Origin of the sequence: Bacillus sp. DC4300-2b2, assembly GCF_049895685.1 — a bacterium.
Taxonomy (GTDB): Bacteria; Bacillota; Bacilli; order Bacillales; family Bacillaceae; genus Bacillus; species Bacillus safensis.
Map to the genome: position 1 here is coordinate 500796 of NZ_JAFCSW010000002.1, position 19917 is coordinate 520712.

General features: G+C 41.2%; 16 protein-coding genes and 1 pseudogene. 3 read left to right on the forward strand and 14 right to left on the reverse strand.

Features of this window, described 5'->3' with window-relative positions:
* Position 1 precedes the first annotated feature (1 nt).
* Both ACP69X_RS07440 and ACP69X_RS07445 read right to left on the reverse strand, forming a co-directional pair.
* Positions 2 to 438 (reverse strand): annotated as a pseudogene (locus ACP69X_RS07440) (IS3 family transposase); the annotation flags it as partial.
* 169 nt (positions 439 to 607) lie between these two features.
* Entirely contained in the window at positions 608 to 1147 is a 540-nt protein-coding gene (locus ACP69X_RS07445; RefSeq protein WP_073979427.1) for an RDD family protein, read from the reverse strand.
* 301 nt (positions 1148 to 1448) lie between these two features.
* On the opposite strand from ACP69X_RS07445, the gene ACP69X_RS07450 reads away from it, so the two are divergent.
* A complete protein-coding gene (locus ACP69X_RS07450; protein ID WP_269103701.1) occupies positions 1449 to 1601 on the forward strand; it encodes a hypothetical protein in 153 nt (50 codons plus the stop codon).
* 65 nt (positions 1602 to 1666) lie between these two features.
* On the opposite strand, the gene ACP69X_RS07455 is transcribed toward ACP69X_RS07450, so the two are convergent.
* Positions 1667 to 2551 carry a cation diffusion facilitator family transporter gene (locus ACP69X_RS07455; RefSeq protein ID WP_039178125.1) on the reverse strand — a complete coding sequence of 295 codons (885 nt, stop codon included), beginning with the start codon at positions 2549 to 2551 and terminating at the stop codon, positions 1667 to 1669.
* A gap of 293 nt (positions 2552 to 2844) precedes the next feature.
* Between ACP69X_RS07455 and ACP69X_RS07460 the strand changes: the two genes are divergently transcribed.
* Positions 2845 to 4014 carry an aminotransferase A gene (locus ACP69X_RS07460; RefSeq protein ID WP_041085002.1) on the forward strand — a complete coding sequence of 390 codons (1170 nt, stop codon included), beginning with the start codon at positions 2845 to 2847 and terminating at the stop codon, positions 4012 to 4014.
* 25 nt (positions 4015 to 4039) lie between these two features.
* Here ACP69X_RS07460 and ACP69X_RS07465 read toward each other — a convergent pair whose 3' ends face one another.
* Both ACP69X_RS07465 and ACP69X_RS07470 read right to left on the reverse strand, forming a co-directional pair.
* Positions 4040 to 5869 carry a PAS domain-containing protein gene (locus tag ACP69X_RS07465; protein WP_426052557.1) on the reverse strand — a complete coding sequence of 610 codons (1830 nt, stop codon included), beginning with the start codon at positions 5867 to 5869 and terminating at the stop codon, positions 4040 to 4042.
* A 156-nt stretch (positions 5870 to 6025) separates the two neighbouring features.
* Positions 6026 to 8152 carry a peptidoglycan D,D-transpeptidase FtsI family protein gene (locus tag ACP69X_RS07470; RefSeq protein WP_426052558.1) on the reverse strand — a complete coding sequence of 709 codons (2127 nt, stop codon included), beginning with the start codon at positions 8150 to 8152 and terminating at the stop codon, positions 6026 to 6028.
* Positions 8153 to 8489: 337 nt separating this feature from the next.
* On the opposite strand from ACP69X_RS07470, the gene ACP69X_RS07475 reads away from it, so the two are divergent.
* Positions 8490 to 9290, forward strand: coding sequence for a CAP domain-containing protein (locus ACP69X_RS07475; RefSeq protein ID WP_039178119.1), 801 nt, complete (start codon positions 8490 to 8492; stop codon positions 9288 to 9290).
* Positions 9291 to 9402: 112 nt separating this feature from the next.
* Here ACP69X_RS07475 and ACP69X_RS07480 read toward each other — a convergent pair whose 3' ends face one another.
* From ACP69X_RS07480 to glcT, 9 genes are all read right to left on the reverse strand, one after another.
* Positions 9403 to 10275, reverse strand: coding sequence for an NAD(P)-dependent oxidoreductase (locus ACP69X_RS07480; protein WP_073979423.1), 873 nt, complete (start codon positions 10273 to 10275; stop codon positions 9403 to 9405).
* Positions 10276 to 10288: 13 nt separating this feature from the next.
* Positions 10289 to 11044, reverse strand: coding sequence for an SDR family oxidoreductase (locus ACP69X_RS07485; RefSeq protein ID WP_426052559.1), 756 nt, complete (start codon positions 11042 to 11044; stop codon positions 10289 to 10291).
* A 103-nt stretch (positions 11045 to 11147) separates the two neighbouring features.
* Positions 11148 to 13109 carry a methyl-accepting chemotaxis protein gene (locus ACP69X_RS07490; RefSeq protein ID WP_269103706.1) on the reverse strand — a complete coding sequence of 654 codons (1962 nt, stop codon included), beginning with the start codon at positions 13107 to 13109 and terminating at the stop codon, positions 11148 to 11150.
* Between the two features lie 115 nt (positions 13110 to 13224).
* Positions 13225 to 14253 carry a spore photoproduct lyase gene (splB, locus tag ACP69X_RS07495; protein WP_041085008.1) on the reverse strand — a complete coding sequence of 343 codons (1029 nt, stop codon included), beginning with the start codon at positions 14251 to 14253 and terminating at the stop codon, positions 13225 to 13227.
* 82 nt (positions 14254 to 14335) lie between these two features.
* On the reverse strand, positions 14336 to 14563 hold the full coding sequence (locus ACP69X_RS07500) for a transcriptional regulator SplA domain-containing protein (RefSeq protein ID WP_003211490.1): 228 nt from the start codon (positions 14561 to 14563) through the stop codon (positions 14336 to 14338).
* Between the two features lie 115 nt (positions 14564 to 14678).
* Entirely contained in the window at positions 14679 to 16397 is a 1719-nt protein-coding gene (gene ptsP, locus ACP69X_RS07505; RefSeq protein WP_041085009.1) for a phosphoenolpyruvate--protein phosphotransferase, read from the reverse strand.
* Positions 16397 to 16663, reverse strand: a complete 267-nt coding sequence (locus tag ACP69X_RS07510) for a phosphocarrier protein HPr (protein ID WP_003211078.1) — start codon at positions 16661 to 16663, stop codon at positions 16397 to 16399. The genes ptsP and ACP69X_RS07510 overlap by 1 nt, the downstream gene beginning before the upstream one ends.
* 93 nt (positions 16664 to 16756) lie before the next feature.
* A complete protein-coding gene (gene ptsG / locus ACP69X_RS07515) occupies positions 16757 to 18856 on the reverse strand; it encodes a glucose-specific PTS transporter subunit IIBC (RefSeq protein WP_041085010.1) in 2100 nt (699 codons plus the stop codon).
* A gap of 201 nt (positions 18857 to 19057) precedes the next feature.
* On the reverse strand, positions 19058 to 19912 hold the full coding sequence (glcT, locus tag ACP69X_RS07520) for a glucose PTS transporter transcription antiterminator GlcT (RefSeq protein WP_039178106.1): 855 nt from the start codon (positions 19910 to 19912) through the stop codon (positions 19058 to 19060).
* Positions 19913 to 19917: the final 5 nt, after the last annotated feature.

The window sequence follows — 19917 nt, forward strand, 5'->3', positions numbered from 1 at the left end:
ATCCATATCGATACTTGTGCTCTCGCACAACATGCCGATTTGTTCCTCTACTTGTTTTTTAGAATGATTTTGTCAGATTTTTCCATCTATAGTACGAAGCGCATGAGTTGTCTAAATGGACACAAATGTCCTGTACTGTCATCATTTTGCACAATTTTTCTACTAGTTTGATTGACGTTTCCTTATCAACTTCCTTTCCAATTCATTGTACTTTTTAAAACTTCATTCTGTTGACTCAGATAGCGATTTTCTGCCTGCAGTCTCTCTAATTCGGAAGAGTACTCGGGATCCTTTCCATAAGTATATTGTTTTCCAACAGGATGTTCGAACCGGTGTGTATCCCCAGCCTTATGCCACCTCACCCATGTCTGAACCTGCGTCTTATTCTTCATATCCAATTCCCATGACCTCTTTCATAGATACGCCTTCCAATCTCATGTCTACAGCCTTCTGTTTGACTTTAACCGGATAACTGATTCTTGTCCCATAGAAAAAACACCTCCATGTTTTATTTCGGATTACAACGATCCGTTTTCAAACTTGAAGGTGTTTTTTATTTGTCTCACTTTATGGGGTCAGTCCCCTTATAGCAGAGGTGCTTTTTTGATTATTTCTTCACAACAATGGTACTTGCAATCAAATCGTGAAGTGCTTGTTTTTTTTCTGTGAAAAACGCAATGATGTAGCCAATACATAAGATTGGAGACAAAAAGCCTTTTGCAAAAAAGCGGCCTGTCGCGCGCCCGAACGTGACCTTTTCACCCGTGACTTTTGTCACTTTGATTCCAAGAGCCATCTTGCCAAGAGTTCCTTGCAGCTTTGATGATTCCATGATCGCATAATACAGCCAAGTCACCGCGATACCGACTAAGATCGTTACGCCATAGAAAAAGATAAGGCCCATAATGACTGCCCATTCTTCATCCGTAATCACCGTTGAAGAATAGTAATAGCTATCATCATACATTAAAAATGCCGCCTCAGGGCTTGAGACAAAAAAGAGTGTTGCCAGAATAAATACAATGAATGAAAATGGTACACTAATAATGATACCGTCCAAAAGATGTGCAAGAAAACGATAGCCTACGCCTGCTAGCTCAGGATGCTTCTTTTCTAGAATGTGTGGTTCTGTTATGTTGGTTTCCATCCTATTTCTCCTTTATTATGTATGTTTTCTATAAATTTCTTATAATCATTCGTTATTATATCCTATGAATATAGCAAGATCAATGCAGCTTTACATTTTTACATACATTTTAGATCAGTTTGATCTAAATGATTTATGTGAATAAATACTGAAAATTTGTGAAAATCATGGCACTTCTAGTTCTTTTACCTCCTGATTTTTTAACATTTTGTGATATTTTCGTCTTGTTTCCATTCTTCTGTTGACAATGATTCTTCAAATGGTACAATAGTCAAGGATTTTTTAAAGAAAGGTGTTCATGATGGGAACTGTCGTATTATTAAAGAACAACGAAATGACTGTAATTGAAGATATTTGCGAAGCTGATTATTTAGATATGAAGCATGGTTTGTCAAACGAAGACACAGTTTATATCTCTTGGTACGAAGACTACGATACTGCTTATGGATATTGATTTCATTTCATAGATGAAGCGTAAAAAAAGGCGATACAACCTCGAGAATAGGTTGATCGCCTTTTTTACGTTTGTGAGCTTCTTTCACTTTCAGGTTCCACATGAATAAAGATTTGCGCATGCGGAAATTCGAGCTGAATCTTCTCTTCAATTCGATCACATAATTGGTGAACATCTTCAATGGTTGTCTTTCCATCTACAATCAAATGGAAATCAATATATTCCTCTGCACCAGACCGCCTTGTTCGAAAGTCATGATATTCAATGAATTCTTGACTGAATCCTTGAATGATCGCTTCAATTGATTGTTCTTCCTCTGGTGTTAAACGAGCATCAACAAGCGGCGGGAAGGCTTCCTTCATGAGTTTAAACGCTTCACGCATAATAAAGAGGGCCAGAATCATTCCAATGATCGGGTCTAGGAAATACCAGTCGGTTAATGCTACAAGCAATAAACTGAATGCCACCCCTAGTGACGTATACACATCCGTTAAAAGGTGCAATGCATTTGATTTCATGGCGACTGAATGTACTCGCTCAGCCTCTTTGTTCACAATCCTCGATACAACAAAATTGATGAGCGCGCCTAGCAGCATGACCACAATGCCAAGCACGGGCAGCTTAACTGGCTCTGGATGCATTAATTTGTGAACACATTCGTATATAATCCAAATGCCAGCAACGAAAATCAGCAGGGTCTCAATCGTTCCAGAAATATTTTCGACTTTTCCATGTCCATAAGGATGTTTAGAATCTGCTGGCTTTCTTGAAATACGAACAGAAATAAATGCAATAAACGACGCCATTAAATCGAGAAACGAATGAATGGCTTCTGATAAAACCGCAACAGATCCGGTTAAGAGACCCACAATGATTTTTAAAATGACAACAAATGTGTTGCTCAGCACGGATAGAAACGCGATTTTCGATGTCTTCGCTGATTGTTCCATCTATCGTCCTCCTTTAGGAGATCGTATGTCTATGAAAGCCATTCCCATGACCCTGATTCTCACGTTCTTTCAGTTTACTCAGTTTTGACGTTTTCTAATCATCTTCATCACAGCCTGTATTTTCTCTTGAGGTTACGCTATAATAAATGTTGCTCTTTCTTCAATATATCACTCATGCGGTGATGGATAGGAGAATAGACTACATATAACGATATCCAGTGCCTTTCGCAGGTGACATTTATGCAGTGAATGGTAAAATAGGATAAAAACATAAATTTTTAAGGTGATGAGAAATGGAGCATTTGCTGAATCCAAGAGTAAAGGATATTGAAATTTCTGGCATTCGAACATTTTCAAATCTCGTATCGTCATATGAGGATGTCGTTTCATTGACGATAGGTCAGCCCGATTTTTATACGCCGCATCATGTCAAAACAGCTGCCAAAGCAGCCATTGACGAGAATTTCACCTCATACACTCACAATGCTGGTTTCCTAGAGCTAAGACAAGCGATTCAGCATTATATCAAGAAGAAAGTGAATCTTGATTATGATGCAGAGTCAGAAATCATTGTGACAACAGGTGCAAGTCAAGCAATTGATGCTGCGTTTCGAACCATTTTAACAGAAGGAGACGAGGTCATTTTACCTGGACCTGTATACCCCGGATATGAACCGATCATTCGAATGTGTGGTGCCATGCCCGTACATATTGACACAACGAATGCCGGCTTTAAATTGAATGCCAAGCTGATTGAGGATGCATTAACGGAAAAGACAAAGTGTGTGGTTCTTCCTTACCCTTCAAACCCGACTGGTGTCACGCTTTCAGAAGACGAATTGAAAGAAATTGCCCAGCTCCTTGAAGGAAAAGACATCTTTATTTTATCCGATGAAATCTACAGCGAGCTGACATTTGACCGGCCGCATCAATCAATTGCCTCTTTCTTAAAAGAACAGACCATTGTCATCAATGGACTGTCTAAATCTCATAGCATGACTGGATGGAGAATTGGCTTTTTATTTGCTTCAGCTCCAATTGCTAAACATGTATTAAAAGTACATCAATATAACGTGTCTTGTGCCTCGGCTGTCTCACAAAAGGCAGCACTTGAAGCTGTGACAAATGGTGTGGATGATGCACTGATCATGAGAGAGCAATATAAGAAAAGACTCGATTATGTATATGATCGGCTCATTTCTATGGGGCTTCCGGTGATTAAACCTTCTGGCGCTTTTTATATTTTTCCATCCATTGAATCGTTTGGGATGAGTTCCTTTGATTTTTGCATGGAGCTGTTAGAAAGTACAAGACTTGCGGTCGTCCCAGGCTCTGCTTTCTCTCCACTCGGCGAAGGGTATGTGCGCCTGTCTTATGCTTATTCACTTGAAACGCTGAAAGAAGGACTTGACCGGCTAGAACAATTTGTACTTGAAAAACGTTCCATTCATTCGCTAGATTGAAACAACGGCTCTCTTGCCGTTGTTTTTATTTTGCAGGAAACATGATGTGAAATACGGTGCCCTTTTCAGGCTGACTATCTACACGGATCGTCCCGTTATGATTTTCTAAAATATTAAATGTGACCATGAGACCAAGTCCGGTTCCTTTTTCCTTTGTGGTTAAAAAGGGCTCTCCAATCCGCTTCATAACTGTTTCAGGAATGCCGACCCCTTCATCACGAATGGTGACAAGTATTCCATCACTTTCTGCTTTGGCCGTGATGTCTACCTTTCCTCCGTCCGGCATGGATTCTACGGCATTTTTGATTAAATTGATAAACACTTGCTTGAGCTGATTTTGATCCCCGTTCATCAGAAGACCATCCTCTATCTCACTTGTGTTCATTAAAATGCCATTTAAGTTCGCTTGTGTTTCTAACAAGGCCGTGACTTCGCTGATGATTTTTTTCAAATCAAGCGTCTGCATTGAGGACGTTTGCTGCGGTTTCGCCAGCATTAGCAGCTCACTCAAGATAATTTCTATTCGGCTTAGCTCAGAGAAAACAATGTCAAAGTATTGATCTCGATCTTTTGTTTTCGGTTTAATGAGCTGTAAAAAGCCTTTGATGGCGGTCAAGGGGTTTCTGATTTCATGTGCAATGCCAGCCGCCAATTGACCTGCGATCGATAATTTTTCTGAGCGGAGCATGAGCTCTTCTGTCTGCTTACGTTCGGATATATCTCTTAAAATAATTTGAACCGCTGTTTCTCCAAAGAATGTAGTTGGGATACATACCATTTCTGTATAAATCAGCTTATGTTTAAACGTATGGCAGCTCATCGTGACAATCTCGGAATCTGATGCTCTTTCAATAATACGTGATAAGCTCTTTTTGACCTTCTGCTGATCGCAGGAATGGATCTGATGAAAGATATCCTTTCCTATTAATTTATCGTAATGCTCGGCTTCAAATAATTTAATGCCTGATTCATTCATAAACACCCATTTGTGATCATGGATGACTGCAATCGTATCAATAGAGTTTTGAATGAGCAGCTGATACCGCTCCCGGCTTTTTTGAAGAACGGTTTGAAATTTTTTACGGGATGAGATGTCCACGAGCAGCAAAAGCTCTGCCCGCTGATTTTGATAAATCGTCGGTGATGACTTTACCTCAATATGAATACTGCTCCCATCTTGACGCTTCCATATCTGTTCAATCATTCCGACTGGAAGGCCTTGCTGCAGCCTTGTTATGCGGCTTCTAACAATATCATGGTACTCTTCAGCAATAAAATCAAACGCGGACTTGCCGATCATGTCATCTCTTGCACTTATCCCCATTAATTGCAGCATCGCATCATTCGCATACACAATTTTCCCTAAAGTCGTAATACATAACGGATTTGGCAGCATGGCAATCAATTGTTCAGCTTCACCGACATTTTGGAAAGCCGGCAGACTGCCTAGCGACTGTTCTACTACTTTTGATGCTTCTTGAAATGCTGCTTTTTGGGGCTCAGTATCCAGCACCCTCATTTTCAGGATCATTTCTCTACTTACTTCGTCGTCTAACCCATCGCAAGCAACAAAGTCAATGCTTGCTTCGATCCATACAGCTGTCAGATCACTTCTTAGCAGTCTAAAGTGGCAAACCTCTAGCATGTGCTGATTGTAAAAATAACTTTCGACGAGAAATTGATCTTCGGTATGAACAAAGTCTTTCAAAAAACACCCTAGTAAATCCTTTTGTTCATAGAGCAAAAGCTGCTTACAGTTGGAAGAAATGTAGAGAAAGCGGCCATTAGAAGAAAGAACGGCATGTAAATCGATGTTCGAATACAATTGATTCGAATCTTTCATTTGTTGTTCCATCGTCGTCCGACCCTCCTTTTCATTTTTTAGGGTTGTCCTTAGATTGATGTATAAAAAAGATTCGCTAGAAAACCCGTATTTTCCTTCTGTCATCGAGGGAAACGTCCATATTTTCAGCAAAAAGGGAGCACTTTCTGCTGCTGTGCTCCCTGCGGTTTATTGTTTTTCATATTTCTTTTGTAATTCAACGTACTTATCCACAATTTTACTTGGGATGTTTTTAATAACAGGATCTTTATCTGAGACATAAGGTGTCACGACACTAAACGCCACCTCTGGATTAGAAGAAGGATAATATCCTCCAAAGGTTAAGTTGTACGTTGAATTTCCCCACCAGCTGCGGTTGGCACCATAGTAGAAGGTTTGCGCCGTACCTGTTTTTCCTGCGACATCATGCTGACCAAACCGGCCAGCGGCCGTTCCGCCTGTTGATGTGACCATTTTCAGACCCGTTTTTACGCGGTCAATATCTGCTTTCGAGTTGTTAATCGTGTTCAGCACCTTCGGCTCATATTTTTTTACGACTGGGCCTACTTCATCCTTCTTCGTTGGAAGATGAACACTTTTCACTACTCTTGGCTGAATACGGCTGCCTCCATTGGCAATTGTCGACATGTATTGTGCCACTTGAAGTGGTGTATACGTGTCATACTGACCAATTGCTTCATCAAGTAAGAGTCCGCCGACCGTCTTAGGATGCGTCTGCATCCCGCTTGATTCCTGCGGCAGGTCGATCCCTGTTTTCACGCCAAGACCGAATTGCGCATAGTAGTTTCTCATTTTTTGTAAGTGCTCTGGCCTTGCAGGTAACGGACCATCCTTTTGATAGGTAATGCCGGCCATTCTCATCGCTACTTGGAACATGTACACGTTGGAACTTTTTTGGAGTGCCTGAATGTCGTTAACCCATCCAAGAACTTTGTAAGACTGTTTCGGCTTTCCATTACTTCCTGCAAAATAGAGCGGTGTATCCATATAGGCTTGGTTGTGTGACATCCCGTCCTGATAACCGCCAAGTACTGTGGCTCCTTTGACAACAGAGCCCATTTCATACTGAGTCGTAAATGTTCCGATCGCATAATCTGTGACGTCTCTGCCGTCCATTTTCTTGCCCGACATGGCGAGAACATCCCCTGTGTGAGGATCCATCATGACGACAAAGGCACGATCCATCATATAGTTTCTCGCGCTGGCGGATCTAAGCTCTGATTCAACGATTTTGTCGACTTCCTTTTGCAGCTCCATATCAAATGTCAGCGCAAGATCAAGTCCTCTTCGTCCTTCTGTCCGATTGATTTCATCGAGCAGCTTCCCGCCAACCTGTGTATATTGAACGGTCGCTTTCTCAGGGTTTAGAAAATCCTCGTATTGATATTCTAAATAGCTCTTCCCTACACGGTCATTTCGCGAGTAGCCTCTTGCCATATAGTAATCTTCGCGCTCTTTAATGATTCCTTGCTCTGGTGTGGTCACACCGCCAAGTACATTATAAAGGGTCTTTTCATACGGATATTTTCTTGTCCAGTCATTGATGACGTTCACACCTGGCAGTTCATCAAGATGCTCTGAGACAAGTGAAATCTCTTCATAGGTCAAACTCACGGATGAAGTCTGTTTTGATTCTTTCGTTTCATCGAGTAAAGCAACTTTTTCGTTCCCTTTTTTCTCTTCGTTTGGGTCCATTGCCTTCACGATTTGAGGCTCAAAGGCATATCCGCCTGTAAATCTACGGTAGATCGCCGCAACAGCTTTTTCCTCTGCATCCTTTTCAATCGCCTTGACTTCTTTCTTTGGGACACGCTCTACTTGAAGCGGATAGACATCCTTTGCATCGATATCTTTTTTCTCCGCTTTTGAAATGAGTTTATCCGCTTCTTTCGGATGGCTCGCCAGCCAAAAATCTCGAATGTCACGCTCTCTCAAAAAATCAGTATCCATTTTTATATAAGTCGCAAGTTTTCTTGCTACCTTAATCTTATCCTCCGCTTTCACACCGCTTTCTGATGTATAAACGATAGCAGGTACACTTTCGTTATCAACGACGACTCTTCCTCTCGCGTCATACATTTTTCCTCTTGGAGATGGGTATGATGCCGTTTTGACCTCTGTTCGGTTGGCTTGCTTTTTATAATCTTCACCATTGACGATTTGCAGCACACCAAGCTTGATCACAAGTCCAGCAAATAAACTAAATACAGCGAAGAAAAAGAGATTAATCCTCCAGGCGTTCCGGCGCTTCAATCTTTTTTGCTCGGCAGCACCTTGATGCTGTTTCTCTCCCACTTATGTAGCTCCTCTCATCCTTTTCAATCTTTTACAATTACCACTCATTATTGTAACACTTTTGTAATAGTTGTTACAGCGAAACGAGTGAAAAAAAGCTGTCAATCCCTAATCTGCAAAAAAATATACTAACACTTTAAAATATTGGTATGTTTATGTCGTTTTCTTTAAATGGAAGGATACCCCATCCTTTGATATGAAGAGGCTCTTACTATGACTTTAACAAAAATGACAAACTGGCATTGTCAATGGAGGATGCTGGTACGTTTATAACAAAAAGTCCATGGTATGATTTTTTGTGAGAAAACAAAACAAAGATTTTAGGAGGAGTTACAATATGAAGAAGAAATCATTCTTTTTTTCAGCGCTGACAGCTGCTGCACTCATCACATTCACTGGGGGACATTCAGCTGATGCGAAGGAGCTTAACCTGAAACAAGTGATAAACGTACAGCATCAAGCCATTGATCTTCATACATTAGCAGCAAAATTACATATCTCTTCAGATGTAAACAAGCTAAGCAAGTCAAATCAAAAAGAGATCGAAGCTCTATTAAACAAGCTGATCAAAAGCGGTCAACCTGTTACTGGAACAAAAGTAGTAAAAGAAGTAAACAAAGCAAAACAAGAACAAAAACAAGAATCAGTGAAAAAACCAACTGCTTCTAAACCAAGCACTCCAGCAAAAGAAAACACAAACAGCAATAGCAACACAAAAGCTGACCAAAAAGACACAAATGCATCAAAAGCAGACAGCAGCTTAAATGCATTTGAAAAAGAAGTGGTCGAGCTTACAAATAAAGAGCGTGCAAAGCAAGGTTTAAAGGCACTTTCTGTTGATTCTAAATTAAGCAAATCTGCTCGCGCTAAATCTCAAGATATGAAAGATAAAAACTATTTCTCTCATACAAGCCCAACTTATGGATCTCCATTTGATCAAATGAAGCAATTCGGTATCACTTACAAATCAGCAGGTGAAAACATTGCCCAAGGTCAAAGATCTCCTCAAGAAGTTGTGACAGCATGGATGAACAGTGAAGGCCACAGAGCGAACATTTTAAACAAAAGCTATACACATATCGGTGTTGGTTATGTGAAATCTGGCAACTACTGGACGCAGCAATTCATCGGAAAATAATATCAAAAAAACCTGTCCTTATTTGGGACAGGTTTTTAATTTGTCTACTTTTTCAGCAATGCTAGGGCTTGTTTACACGCTGCAAACTGTTCCATATAGGCGGGGCAGTTTTTTATTTGACCCATAATTTATAGATGCTCTGTGTCCCGCTGTTTTCTTCGCCCTGTTCGCTCAGCTTTTCATAAAGTGACTTCGCAAGTGAGAGCCCTGGCATTTCTTCCCCCATCAGCTCTGCTTCTTCAAGTGCAATGCCCATATCCTTGATAAAATGCTTCACATAAAACCCTGGTTCGAAATCGCCTTTTAGCATTCTTGGTGCAAGATTTGACAAAGACCAGCTGCCGGCTGCACCTGTTGTGATGCTTTTGAGCACCTGCTCTGGATCAAGCCCTGATTTTTCGGCATAGGCCATTGCCTCTGCGACACCGACCATCCCCGCTGCGATGGCAATTTGGTTACACATTTTTGTATGCTGACCGCTTCCTGCCGGTCCTTGGTATTGAATGTTTTCACCCATTTGCTCAAATACCGGCAGACAGGCTTCATAGGCAGACCTTTCTCCGCCGATCATAATGGCCAGTGTGCCATTTTGAGCGCCTATGTCTCCGCCTGATACAGGTGCATCTAATGCAAATACACCTCTTTCCTTCGCTTTCAACTCAATTTCTTTTGCAAGCTGAGGCTTCGAGGTCGTCATATCAATGAGATATGTTCCAGGCGCGGCATGTGCCACAAGCCCATCTTCACCTAAATAGATCTCTTCTACATCCGATGGATATCCCACCATTGTGATGACGGCATCTGCACTTTCTGCAATGTCCTTTACTGCCGGCTTCCATGACGCCCCTTTTTGAATCAATGCGTCTGCTTTTGCTTTCGTTCTTGTATAAACGATCACTTCATAGCCTGCATCCATTAAATGTCCTGCCATACTGCTCCCCATTACACCGATTCCTATAAAACCAACCGTTTTGATTTGTGCCATCACTTGTTCCTCCTTAAAGAGACTTTGTCAATCCACCATCAATGATCAGTGTTTGACCTGTCATATATGTATTGGCTTCAGATAAAAGAAAAGCTGCATATGCTGCAAATTCCTCTGGCTGTCCATAGCGGCCAAGCGGGATGGCTTGTTCAGCCTGTGCTTTGATTTCTTCAACCGTTCGATTCTCTCTTTGTGCGCGGTGCTTTTCCAGCTGTTTGACGCGGTCTGTTTCAATTTTTCCCGGTGCTAACGTATTGATCAAAATACCATCCTTTGCAAGCTCCTGAGCGGCTGTTTTTGTCCAGCCGACTATAGCTGGTCTAAATGTATTCGACAGCATCAAGCCTGGGATCGGTTCTTTCACTGACATTGACGCAATGTTTAACACACGTGCACCGCGTTTTTTCAAATACGGTAATGCCTCTTTTAATAACCGAATATAGCTGAGTAAATGAAGTTGAAATGATTCGATCCAATCTTCATCTGTTAAGGTGTCAAGCGTTCCTGTTTTAGGCCCGCCTGTATTGTTCACAAGAATGTCTAGACGCTGCTCATCGCCAGCCGCCGCTTGAACAAGCGCCTTGATTTGACTGGCGTCAGATACGTCACATACTTGATAAGTCAGCTGTCCTTTGGCAAATGGAGACAGCTCGTTGACTGTTTCTTTCAGCGTTTGTTCATGTCTTCCCGAGAGCATTACATCCGCTCCCTCTTTTGCTAGAGCAAAGGCAATCGCTTTTCCGATACCTTGACTGCTTGCAGCGACCAATGCTTTTTTCCAGTTAGTTTGACATCCATGTCAGCACCTCCTCTAGTTTTATTTTATCATACAAAAAGAACCTTGCTCACGTCGCAAGGTTCCTTTCCGCGAATCACACCTTAAATCGGTCAACCGCCTGACGCAGTGCCTGGCTTGATTCGTTTAGCATTTCAGTTGAGGTTTTCGTTCTTTCTAACGCTTGAACTTGTTCATCTGTAGACGCATGCACTTCCTCAGCTGAGGCAGCAGATTCTTCTGAAATAGCAGCAATACTTTGAATGGATTCACTCATCTTCTGCTGTTCTTCTGTCATTTCATTGATCTGTGTATGAATGCTATCGATTGAACCGACAAGTGCCTGCATTTCCATTGTGATGCTGCTGAGTGCCTCACCTGTTGCATTAATGGCATCACCTTGTTCCTCATTCATTCTACTTGCTGCTGTCATCGCTTCCGCCGCTTTCTTCGATTCATCTTGAATGAGTTTGACGGTTTCACTAATGTGTTTTGTTGACTGTGCAGATTGTTCAGCAAGCTTTCTGACTTCTTCTGCAACTACAGCAAATCCTCGTCCGCTTTCTCCTGCTCTCGCCGCTTCAATACTTGCATTCAGTGCAAGTAAATTCGTTTGATCAGAGATTTCAGAGATGGCAGTTACGACGTTTTCAATATTTTTCGTTTTATGCTCAAGATCCAGCAGCATTTGCTCAACCTTTTTCGATTCATCGCTCGCTTGTGTTGATTTTTGGACGAGCACACCAAGTGCATCAAGTCCTTTATAGCTTGCATCTTCCGATGATTTTGAGTTGGTTTGCATTTGTGTGGCGAGCTCACCCATATGGCGCACTTTCTCATACAATTGCTCTGATTTCTCATTAATCGTTTCTGCATCTGATGCCTGCTTAGACGCCCCTGTGGCCACCTCTTGAATGGCCGTTGCAATCTGTTCGCTAGAAAGCAAGGTCTCATTTGAAATTTGGGTCACTTCATCCGCTGATTCCACAACTTGATCTGAAGCCCCTTTCACTTTTTCAATTAACTCCCTGATGTCCTCGGTCATTTGATTAAAGCTTTTCGTGAGGAAACCAATTTCATCTTGGGACTTCGCTTCAAGCGTGCTTGTTAAATCTCCTTCTGACACCTTACGAGCATGTTCTATTAAACGCTTGATTGGTGTTGTAATGCTTCTTGCCAGTAAGAAACTGAGAATCATCGCAAGAATAATGGCAATGACGGATATAATGATACTTGTCTGATTCATTTGTTCTGTGACCCAAAGCAGTTTCTTTTTCTCAAAGCTGACACCAACCGTCCAATTGGCTTCTTTGATTTTAGATGTGACCGTCAGTTCTTTACTGTCATCAATACCTGAGTTGTCGATCGCTTTTTTCACAGAAGCGACCTTGGATATATTTTTTCCTTGCTCTGTTGGATGCGCCAAAATTGTCCCTTTGCCATCAACTAAAAAAGCGGTTCCCTTATAAGGAATCTCTTGCTCATTTATATAGGATTGAATCGAGGTTAGCTTCAAATCAAGTCCAGCGACCCCAATAACCTTTCCATTTTTCACAATCGCCTTCGTGGCTGAGACAATCATTTTTTTCGTTGCTTCATCAATATATGGATCTGTCCAAACGACCTGATCAGGCTTTTCGGCTGCTTGTTTAAACCAACCTTGTTTAGATGGATCATACCCTTCGCCAAGATCGAACTCTGGGAAGCCAAAAATTTTGCCGTCACTTGTTCCAATATAGGCAAACGATATGAGTTTATCCTGTTCCTGCAGGTTTTTTAGTTCATCGTTTTCAAAAGCCAATGTTTGTTTTGTTTGTTTTTGCGCAAATTCTTCAGTCATTTTACTTGTTGCGAGTTTATTAATAGTATTGCCATAATTATCAAGCTTTTCTGTAATGATGTCTTTCATGCTTTCTGCAGTTGCTGCTGCGGTGGTTTTTGCATCTCGTTCAATTAGTGGTGTTAATACTAAATTGGATCCCACTTGAACAGCCACAACGGTTAAAATTAAAATAACTGAGATGAAAACAGCTATTCTCACTTGAAGTTTCTTAAACATCTCCTCACCCCTACATCCTACTTTCATTCCTTATTTTATATATCGGCAAAATCGATAGCGCATTCAATAGTTGTAAGAAAATTTAAATAGAAAAAACAAGCCGTTATGGCTTGTTTCAAGTAAAATATTCAATTTTTGCAGATGGAAAGTACTGATCAATATATGATTCTAACGTCTCTCTTAGTTCTTGTTCCTCATCTTTTTGGTAGATATATTTTCCAATCCCATATCTACCCCACTTGTATCTTCTTTTTTCTTCATCTAATTCTAATTTTGATTTCGGGTAGTTTTTTTGAATCACACGCTTTGCGGGCTTTGTAAAGCGGTGCTGAATCATCTCAAAGGTGATATCGTTTCTCACATCTTCAGGAAGGGCTGCATCGAGCTTTTCAAATAGAACTTTATATCCTTCCTGCCAGCCTTCATGGATGTAGATGGGAGCAATAATAAACCCAAGAGGATAGCCTGCCTTAGCGACCTTTACAGCCGCTTCAATCCGCTGATCAAGCGGTGATGTTCCAGGCTCAAAATATTTAATAACGTAGTCGGCATTGATACTAAAACGGAATCTTGTCCGGCCATTATGCTTTGCATCTAACAGATGATCAACATGATGGAATTTCGTGACAAAGCGAAGCTTTCCTAAGTCAGTCTGCCCGAAGTATTCAATCGCTCGTTTGAGGGTATGTGTCAAATGGTCAATTCCTACGATGTCTGAAGTACAAGATGCTTCAAATCTTGTGATATCAGGTGCTCGCTCGTTCATGTACTGCTCAGCCTGATCTAATATTTCTTCTACATTGACGTACGTTCGAATGTACGGCTTACTTCCCATTGTTGTTTGCAAATAGCAATAATGACAATGTCCCATACATCCTGTTGCAAATGGGATCGCATACTCTGCAGATGGTTTAGACGAGTCAAACTTCAATGTCTTTCTCACACCAATGACAAGCGTTGACTTCGCATTACGATACTTTTGCAAGTCATTTTTTCCCGGAATATTTCTTACCTGGTTGTGTGAGGTCGTTTCTCTTATTTCGATTCCCATACCCTCGAACTTTTCCTTCAGCTCTCGTCCTAACGGGTACTCTAACGCCCGTGGTTCAATGTAAACAAGCTGAGGAACGAAAGGTTTGATCATATTAAGCACATCCTTACCTTTAAGGTTTTCATACCGTTACTTTAACCGCACAGGATGGCTTTTATCCTTTCTAAAATCTCCCTTATTCAAACAAGTCTTGATAAAGAGCTTCTGCTTCTTCATATGTTGGAAAAACAGCATCATCGGGAGCTAGTGGATGATACGTTTCAAGTAAAAATAGGGCAAGCTCTTCTTCGTTGTATGGATGTGAAACAATTTCTGCTTCTTTAATTTGTGCTACGTTTGCAGCATGTGGATTTCGATAAATGACATATACTTGATCACCCGGTTTATAGTCTGAGAAAGGCAATCTGGTCACCTCCATTTTTTAATTATAGGGTGCCCTTCTCACTGCCCAATATGACTCAATATGATAAAATTCGACAAAAAAACCAGACAGTTTCACCTGTCTGGTTTTCATTCACTTAGTTCTGTTGAAATGTTTTCTTGACGAAATCAACCACTTCTTCTGTTGTGCTAAGTGATAAAATATGCTCTTTAAATGATGCAGCTTCTTCCTTAGATAGCTTGCTTAGCTGTGTTCTAGCTGGAAGAATGGATGTTGCACTCATTGAGAATTCATCTAATCCTAATCCAAGTAGAAGCGGGATTGCGATTTCATCTCCTGCCATCTCACCGCACATGCCGACCCATTTACCCTCTTTATGCGCTGCTTCAATCACAAGCGTAATGAGACGTAAAATCGCTGGGTTGTAAGGCTGGTAAAGATAAGACACTCGTTCGTTCATTCGATCAGCAGCCATTGTGTATTGAATCAAATCATTCGTTCCAATACTGAAGAAATCTACTTCTTTTGCAAATTGGTCTGCGATGACAGCCGTTGATGGAATTTCTACCATCATTCCGATTTCAATGGAATCAGAAACGTCTGTACCGGCGGCAACCAATGCTTCTTTTTCTTCAAGTAAAATGGCTTTTGCTTCTCTAAATTCTGATAATGTCGCAATCATAGGGAACATGATTTTCAAGTTTCCATATGTACTTGCACGAAGTAAGGCGCGTAGTTGAGTTCTGAAAATCTCCTGCTCTTCCAGGCAAAGGCGAATAGCTCTATAGCCAAGGAATGGGTTCATTTCTTTTGGAAGCTGCAAGTATGGAAGTTCTTTATCGCCACCAATATCTAGTGTGCGGACAACCACTGCTTTCCCTTCCATCTTCTCTAAAACGGTTTTATACGCATCGAACTGCTCTTCTTCTGTAGGAAGCTGGTCTCTGCCCATGTATAAAAATTCAGTACGGTACAATCCGACTGCTTCGCCGCCATTATCAAGTACACCTTTTACATCTTCAGGTGTTCCGATATTTGCAGCTAGCTCTACGTGAACGCCGTCTTTTGTAACCGTTGGCTGGTCAACAAGTTTCGCCCATTCCGCTTTTTGAGCTAAGTAGTCTTCATGCTTTTTTTGATACGCTTTCACTTCATCTTCAGAAGGCTGAATGATGACGTCTCCAGTAATACCATCCACAATGATCAGATCATCGTTTTTCACCGTTTTTGTTGCTTCTTTTGTCCCAACAACTGCTGGAATCTCCATAGATCTCGCCATGATCGCTGAGTGAGAAGTACGACCGCCGATATCTGTCGCAAAGCCTTTAACAAATTGTCTGTTCAGCTGAGCAGTATCAGAAGGTGTTAAATCTTCAGCTATGATGATGACTTCTTCAGAAATCATGCTTGGATTTGGAATGTCAACGCCTAGCAAATGTCCAATAACACGTTTTGTGACGTCGCGAATATCCGCTGCACGTTCCTTCATGTATTCATTGTCCATTGCTTCGAACATTGTAACAAACATCGTCGCTGTTTCTTTTAAAGCAAATTCAGCATTTACTTTGTCAGCACTAATTTTATCCTTTACTGGGTTAAGCAGTTCAGGATCACTTAACACAAGAAGGTGGGCAGAAAAGATATCTGCTTTGTCTTGGCCAAGCTCTTTTAGCGCATGTTCTTTAATTGCTTCAAGTTCTTGTTTAGAAACATGAATTGCTTCTTCAAAACGCTTCACTTCTGTCTCTGGATCGTTGATGTCTTTTTGGTGAACTGTTAAATCTGGTTCTTCCAGACGATACGCTTTTGCAATTGCAACGCCTGCTGAAGCACCGATTCCTTTCAGTTGTTGCATTACTCGCCTAGGCCTTCACTTTTCATTGTGTCTTTAAGCGCAGCAAGTGCATCATTTTCATCAGAACCAGAAGCAGAGATTGTGATTGTAGCACCTTTCGCAATTCCTAGAGACATTACACCCATAATAGATTTCAGGTTCACTGTTTTACCATTATATTCTAAGTTGATATCAGCATCATATTTACTAGCAGTTTGTACAAGAACTGTTGCAGGACGTGCGTGAATTCCAGAATCTGCAGTTACTTTGAATGTTTGTTGAGCCATTTTTATCAATCTCCTTTTTATACAATTAATACATCCACAATATTATATCATACTGCCGAGCTTGTCATCTAACAAGAACGGCAGTTATGAAAATTATTTTGAAATTTTCATGATGTTTTCTTGTCCAGCTTTGATTTCACCGGATTCTTGAAGGTCAATAAATTGTCCTTCACTTAAGTTGGTAAATACAATTGGTGTCATCAAAGATGGTACTTCAGACTTAATTTTATCAATATCAACCTCTAAAAGTTTTTGACCGATTTCTACTTGATCTCCCTCTTGTACAAATGCTTCAAATCCTTCTCCTTTGAGGCCGACCGTATCAATTCCGAAGTGGATTAAAATTTCAAGTCCACCGTCAGATTGCAGGCCAATGGCGTGTTTCGTCGGGAATACATTTAAGATCTTCCCTCTTACCGGTGAAACAACCGTTCCTTCTGTTGGTAAGATAGCGAAACCGTCACCCATCATTTTCCCTGAGAATACTTGATCTGGTACATCTGTAATTGGATGAAGCTCCCCTGTAATTGGTGAAGCAAAAATTTCTTCCCCTTGCTCATTTTGAAGCGGCTTTGCAATGACTTCTTCGACCTGCTGGCTGACTTCTTCTTTTGCAGAAGGGTCTTTCGCTGGACGAGGCGTGCGGCCTGCAATGATATCCTGCATTTGTGTTTTTAAATTATCAGAACGCGGGCCGAAAATTGCCTGGATGTTGTTCCCTACTTCGAGAACACCAGAAGCGCCAAGCTTTTTCAATCGGTCTTTGTCCACTTTCTTCTGATCATTGACAGTAACACGTAAACGCGTGATACAAGCATCAAGGTGCTTAATGTTTTCTTGATCACCCATTGCTTCAAGGATTTCATAAGGCAAGTCATTCCCTTTTTCAGACTTCGCCTCACTTGCTCCGTCTGCTGCTTCATCCTCGCGGCCTGGCGTTTTCAGATTAAATTTGCGAATGGCGAATCTAAATCCGAAGTAGTAAATGACAGCAAGTACGAGACCTACTGGAATGACAAGCCACCAAGCGGTTCTATTCGGCAGGATACCAAATAGGAAGAAGTCGATTAACCCTCCTGAGAAGGTCATCCCGATTTTCACGTTTAGAATATCCATTATCATAAAGGATAATCCAGCAAATACACAGTGAATCGCAAATAATATCGGTGCTACAAACAAGAATGAGAATTCAAGCGGTTCAGTGATCCCTGTTAGGAAAGAAGTAAGGGCCGCTGATCCCATAATTCCTGCTACAAGCTTTTTATTCTTTGGTTTTGCTTCATGGTAAATCGCAAGAGCTGCTGCTGGAAGACCAAACATCATGAATGGATATTTCCCTGTCATGAATGTACCAGCTGTCAGCTGAACACCATCTTTGATTTGCGCCATGAAAATACGCTGGTCACCACGGATAATATCTCCTGATAAGCTCTTATAGCTAAAAAATTCATACCAGAATGGTGCGTAGAATATGTGGTGCAGACCAAACGGAATTAATGAGCGTTCAATGACTCCGAATACAAAGGCAGCCAGCGGCTCATTCGCTGCAAGCAGTCCTGTTGAAAATGAGTTCAATGCACCTTGGATTGGCGGCCAAATGACTAGCATCAAAAGCCCTAAAATAAGTGCTGAAATAGAAGTGACGATTGGAACAAAACGCTTACCAGCAAAGAAACCAAGATATTGCGGGAGCTCAATTTTGTAAAATTTATTAAACATATAAGCAGCTAATACCCCGACAATAATCCCGCCAAAAACGCCGGTAGACAAGGTCGGTATACCGAGCATATTCACATATGCTGGATGGCTTTCCTTAAAGAACTTCGCCAATTTGATTGAATCGGATGGAATAGATCCGTTAGCCATTAATACGGCACTCATCGTTACGTTCATGACAAGGTAACCGATGATAGCGGCAATCCCTGCCACTCCGTCTCCATTAGCAAGACCGATGGCAACCCCTACAGCAAATAATAGCGGAAGATTCGAGAAGACGATGTTCCCCGCATTCTCCATGACACTTGCAACAAGCTGAATTGTATCATTGCTTAAAAATTGAGCTACATCAATCAGCTGCGGATTTTGCATCGCATTCCCAAGCGCTAGTAAAATACCGGCAGCAGGAAGGATCGCAACTGGAAGCATAAGAGCTCGTCCAATTTTTTGCAACACACCAAAAAGTGATTTAAACACTGGTTGAACCTCCTTTTGTTTTCGCTTACAACATACATTTGGGCTGCTCCCTGACGTACATTTCATAATTAACCGTTTACATTTCACTTTCAAACGCAAAAAAGACATGGTGATATAAGGTTGCGCAAATAACAGGATCTTATCCTGTATTTACCTTAAGTCACTCATGCCTGATCGAATCAGTTACACGTTTCAAGGAAACTATGAAATTTTATTTGTCAATCTGTACAGATGAAGTGTCAGGTAGACGGCCTCAGCATCCTGTACAGGCTTTTTCAATGCATGCTGCAAAATTTTGATCATTTTCCAAGCAGTATTGTAGCATAAAGGATATTCATTTTTCAATAGATGAAGCAATTTTTCTGGCTCCTCTAATGATTCTCCCCGTTTAATACGCTCAATTGAAAACGTAATATGGCGTAATAAGCGTAAATAATGAATACTTTCTCTGTCTACTTTCATATGAAATGAATCTTCAATGACTTGGACCATTTGTGTAATCAGCTGCGAATGACGGTTCACCTCAGATAAAGGCCGATTCGTCAAAGCTGAATGGATATGGAGCGCTATAAAGCCAATTTCCCCTTCTGGCAGCTTCGTTTTGACATCTGGCCGCTCGTTAATCAGTTCAACGACTTCCTTTGCAACCTCGTATTCTTTCGGGTATAGCGATTGCGTCTCAAGCATAAAAGGGTTCGTGATATCATAGCCTTGCTGCACCCGCTTAAAACTAAACGCAATATGGTCGGTCAGTGCAACATGAATATGCTCATTCAAGCGTTGTCCCATTTTTTCTCGTATATGATAAATGACGTCATTGGCAAGCTCGATCATGTTCTCATCAATATGATGAAGCAGTTGTTTATATTCTGTTTGTTCCTTCGTATTTTTTAACACAAACATTTTTTCAAACACGTCTTGATCGAGAACATCCCCCGATTTTTTACCGAAGCCAATCCCTTTCCCAATCAGAACCACTTCGCCCAAAGAAGGGTGCCTTGCGATGATGACATTATTATTTAACGCTTTATCAACGGTGAAGGATTCCATGAACATCCCCA

Excerpts from the sequence above, each read along its gene's own strand:
- ACP69X_RS07445 (WP_073979427.1), bottom strand. The coding sequence starts at position 1,147 with ATGGAAACCAACATAACAGAACCACACATTCTAGAAAAGAAGCATCCT.
- ACP69X_RS07450 (WP_269103701.1), top strand. The coding sequence starts at position 1,449 with ATGGGAACTGTCGTATTATTAAAGAACAACGAAATGACTGTAATTGAA.
- ACP69X_RS07455 (WP_039178125.1), bottom strand. The coding sequence starts at position 2,551 with ATGGAACAATCAGCGAAGACATCGAAAATCGCGTTTCTATCCGTGCTG.
- ACP69X_RS07460 (WP_041085002.1), top strand. The coding sequence starts at position 2,845 with ATGGAGCATTTGCTGAATCCAAGAGTAAAGGATATTGAAATTTCTGGC.
- ACP69X_RS07465 (WP_426052557.1), bottom strand. The coding sequence starts at position 5,869 with ATGGAACAACAAATGAAAGATTCGAATCAATTGTATTCGAACATCGAT.
- ACP69X_RS07475 (WP_039178119.1), top strand. The coding sequence starts at position 8,490 with ATGAAGAAGAAATCATTCTTTTTTTCAGCGCTGACAGCTGCTGCACTC.
- ACP69X_RS07480 (WP_073979423.1), bottom strand. The coding sequence starts at position 10,275 with ATGGCACAAATCAAAACGGTTGGTTTTATAGGAATCGGTGTAATGGGG.
- ACP69X_RS07490 (WP_269103706.1), bottom strand. The coding sequence starts at position 13,109 with ATGTTTAAGAAACTTCAAGTGAGAATAGCTGTTTTCATCTCAGTTATT.
- splB (WP_041085008.1), bottom strand. The coding sequence starts at position 14,253 with ATGATCAAACCTTTCGTTCCTCAGCTTGTTTACATTGAACCACGGGCG.
- ptsP (WP_041085009.1), bottom strand. The coding sequence starts at position 16,397 with ATGCAACAACTGAAAGGAATCGGTGCTTCAGCAGGCGTTGCAATTGCA.
- ACP69X_RS07510 (WP_003211078.1), bottom strand. The coding sequence starts at position 16,663 with ATGGCTCAACAAACATTCAAAGTAACTGCAGATTCTGGAATTCACGCA.
- glcT (WP_039178106.1), bottom strand. The coding sequence starts at position 19,912 with ATGTTCATGGAATCCTTCACCGTTGATAAAGCGTTAAATAATAATGTC.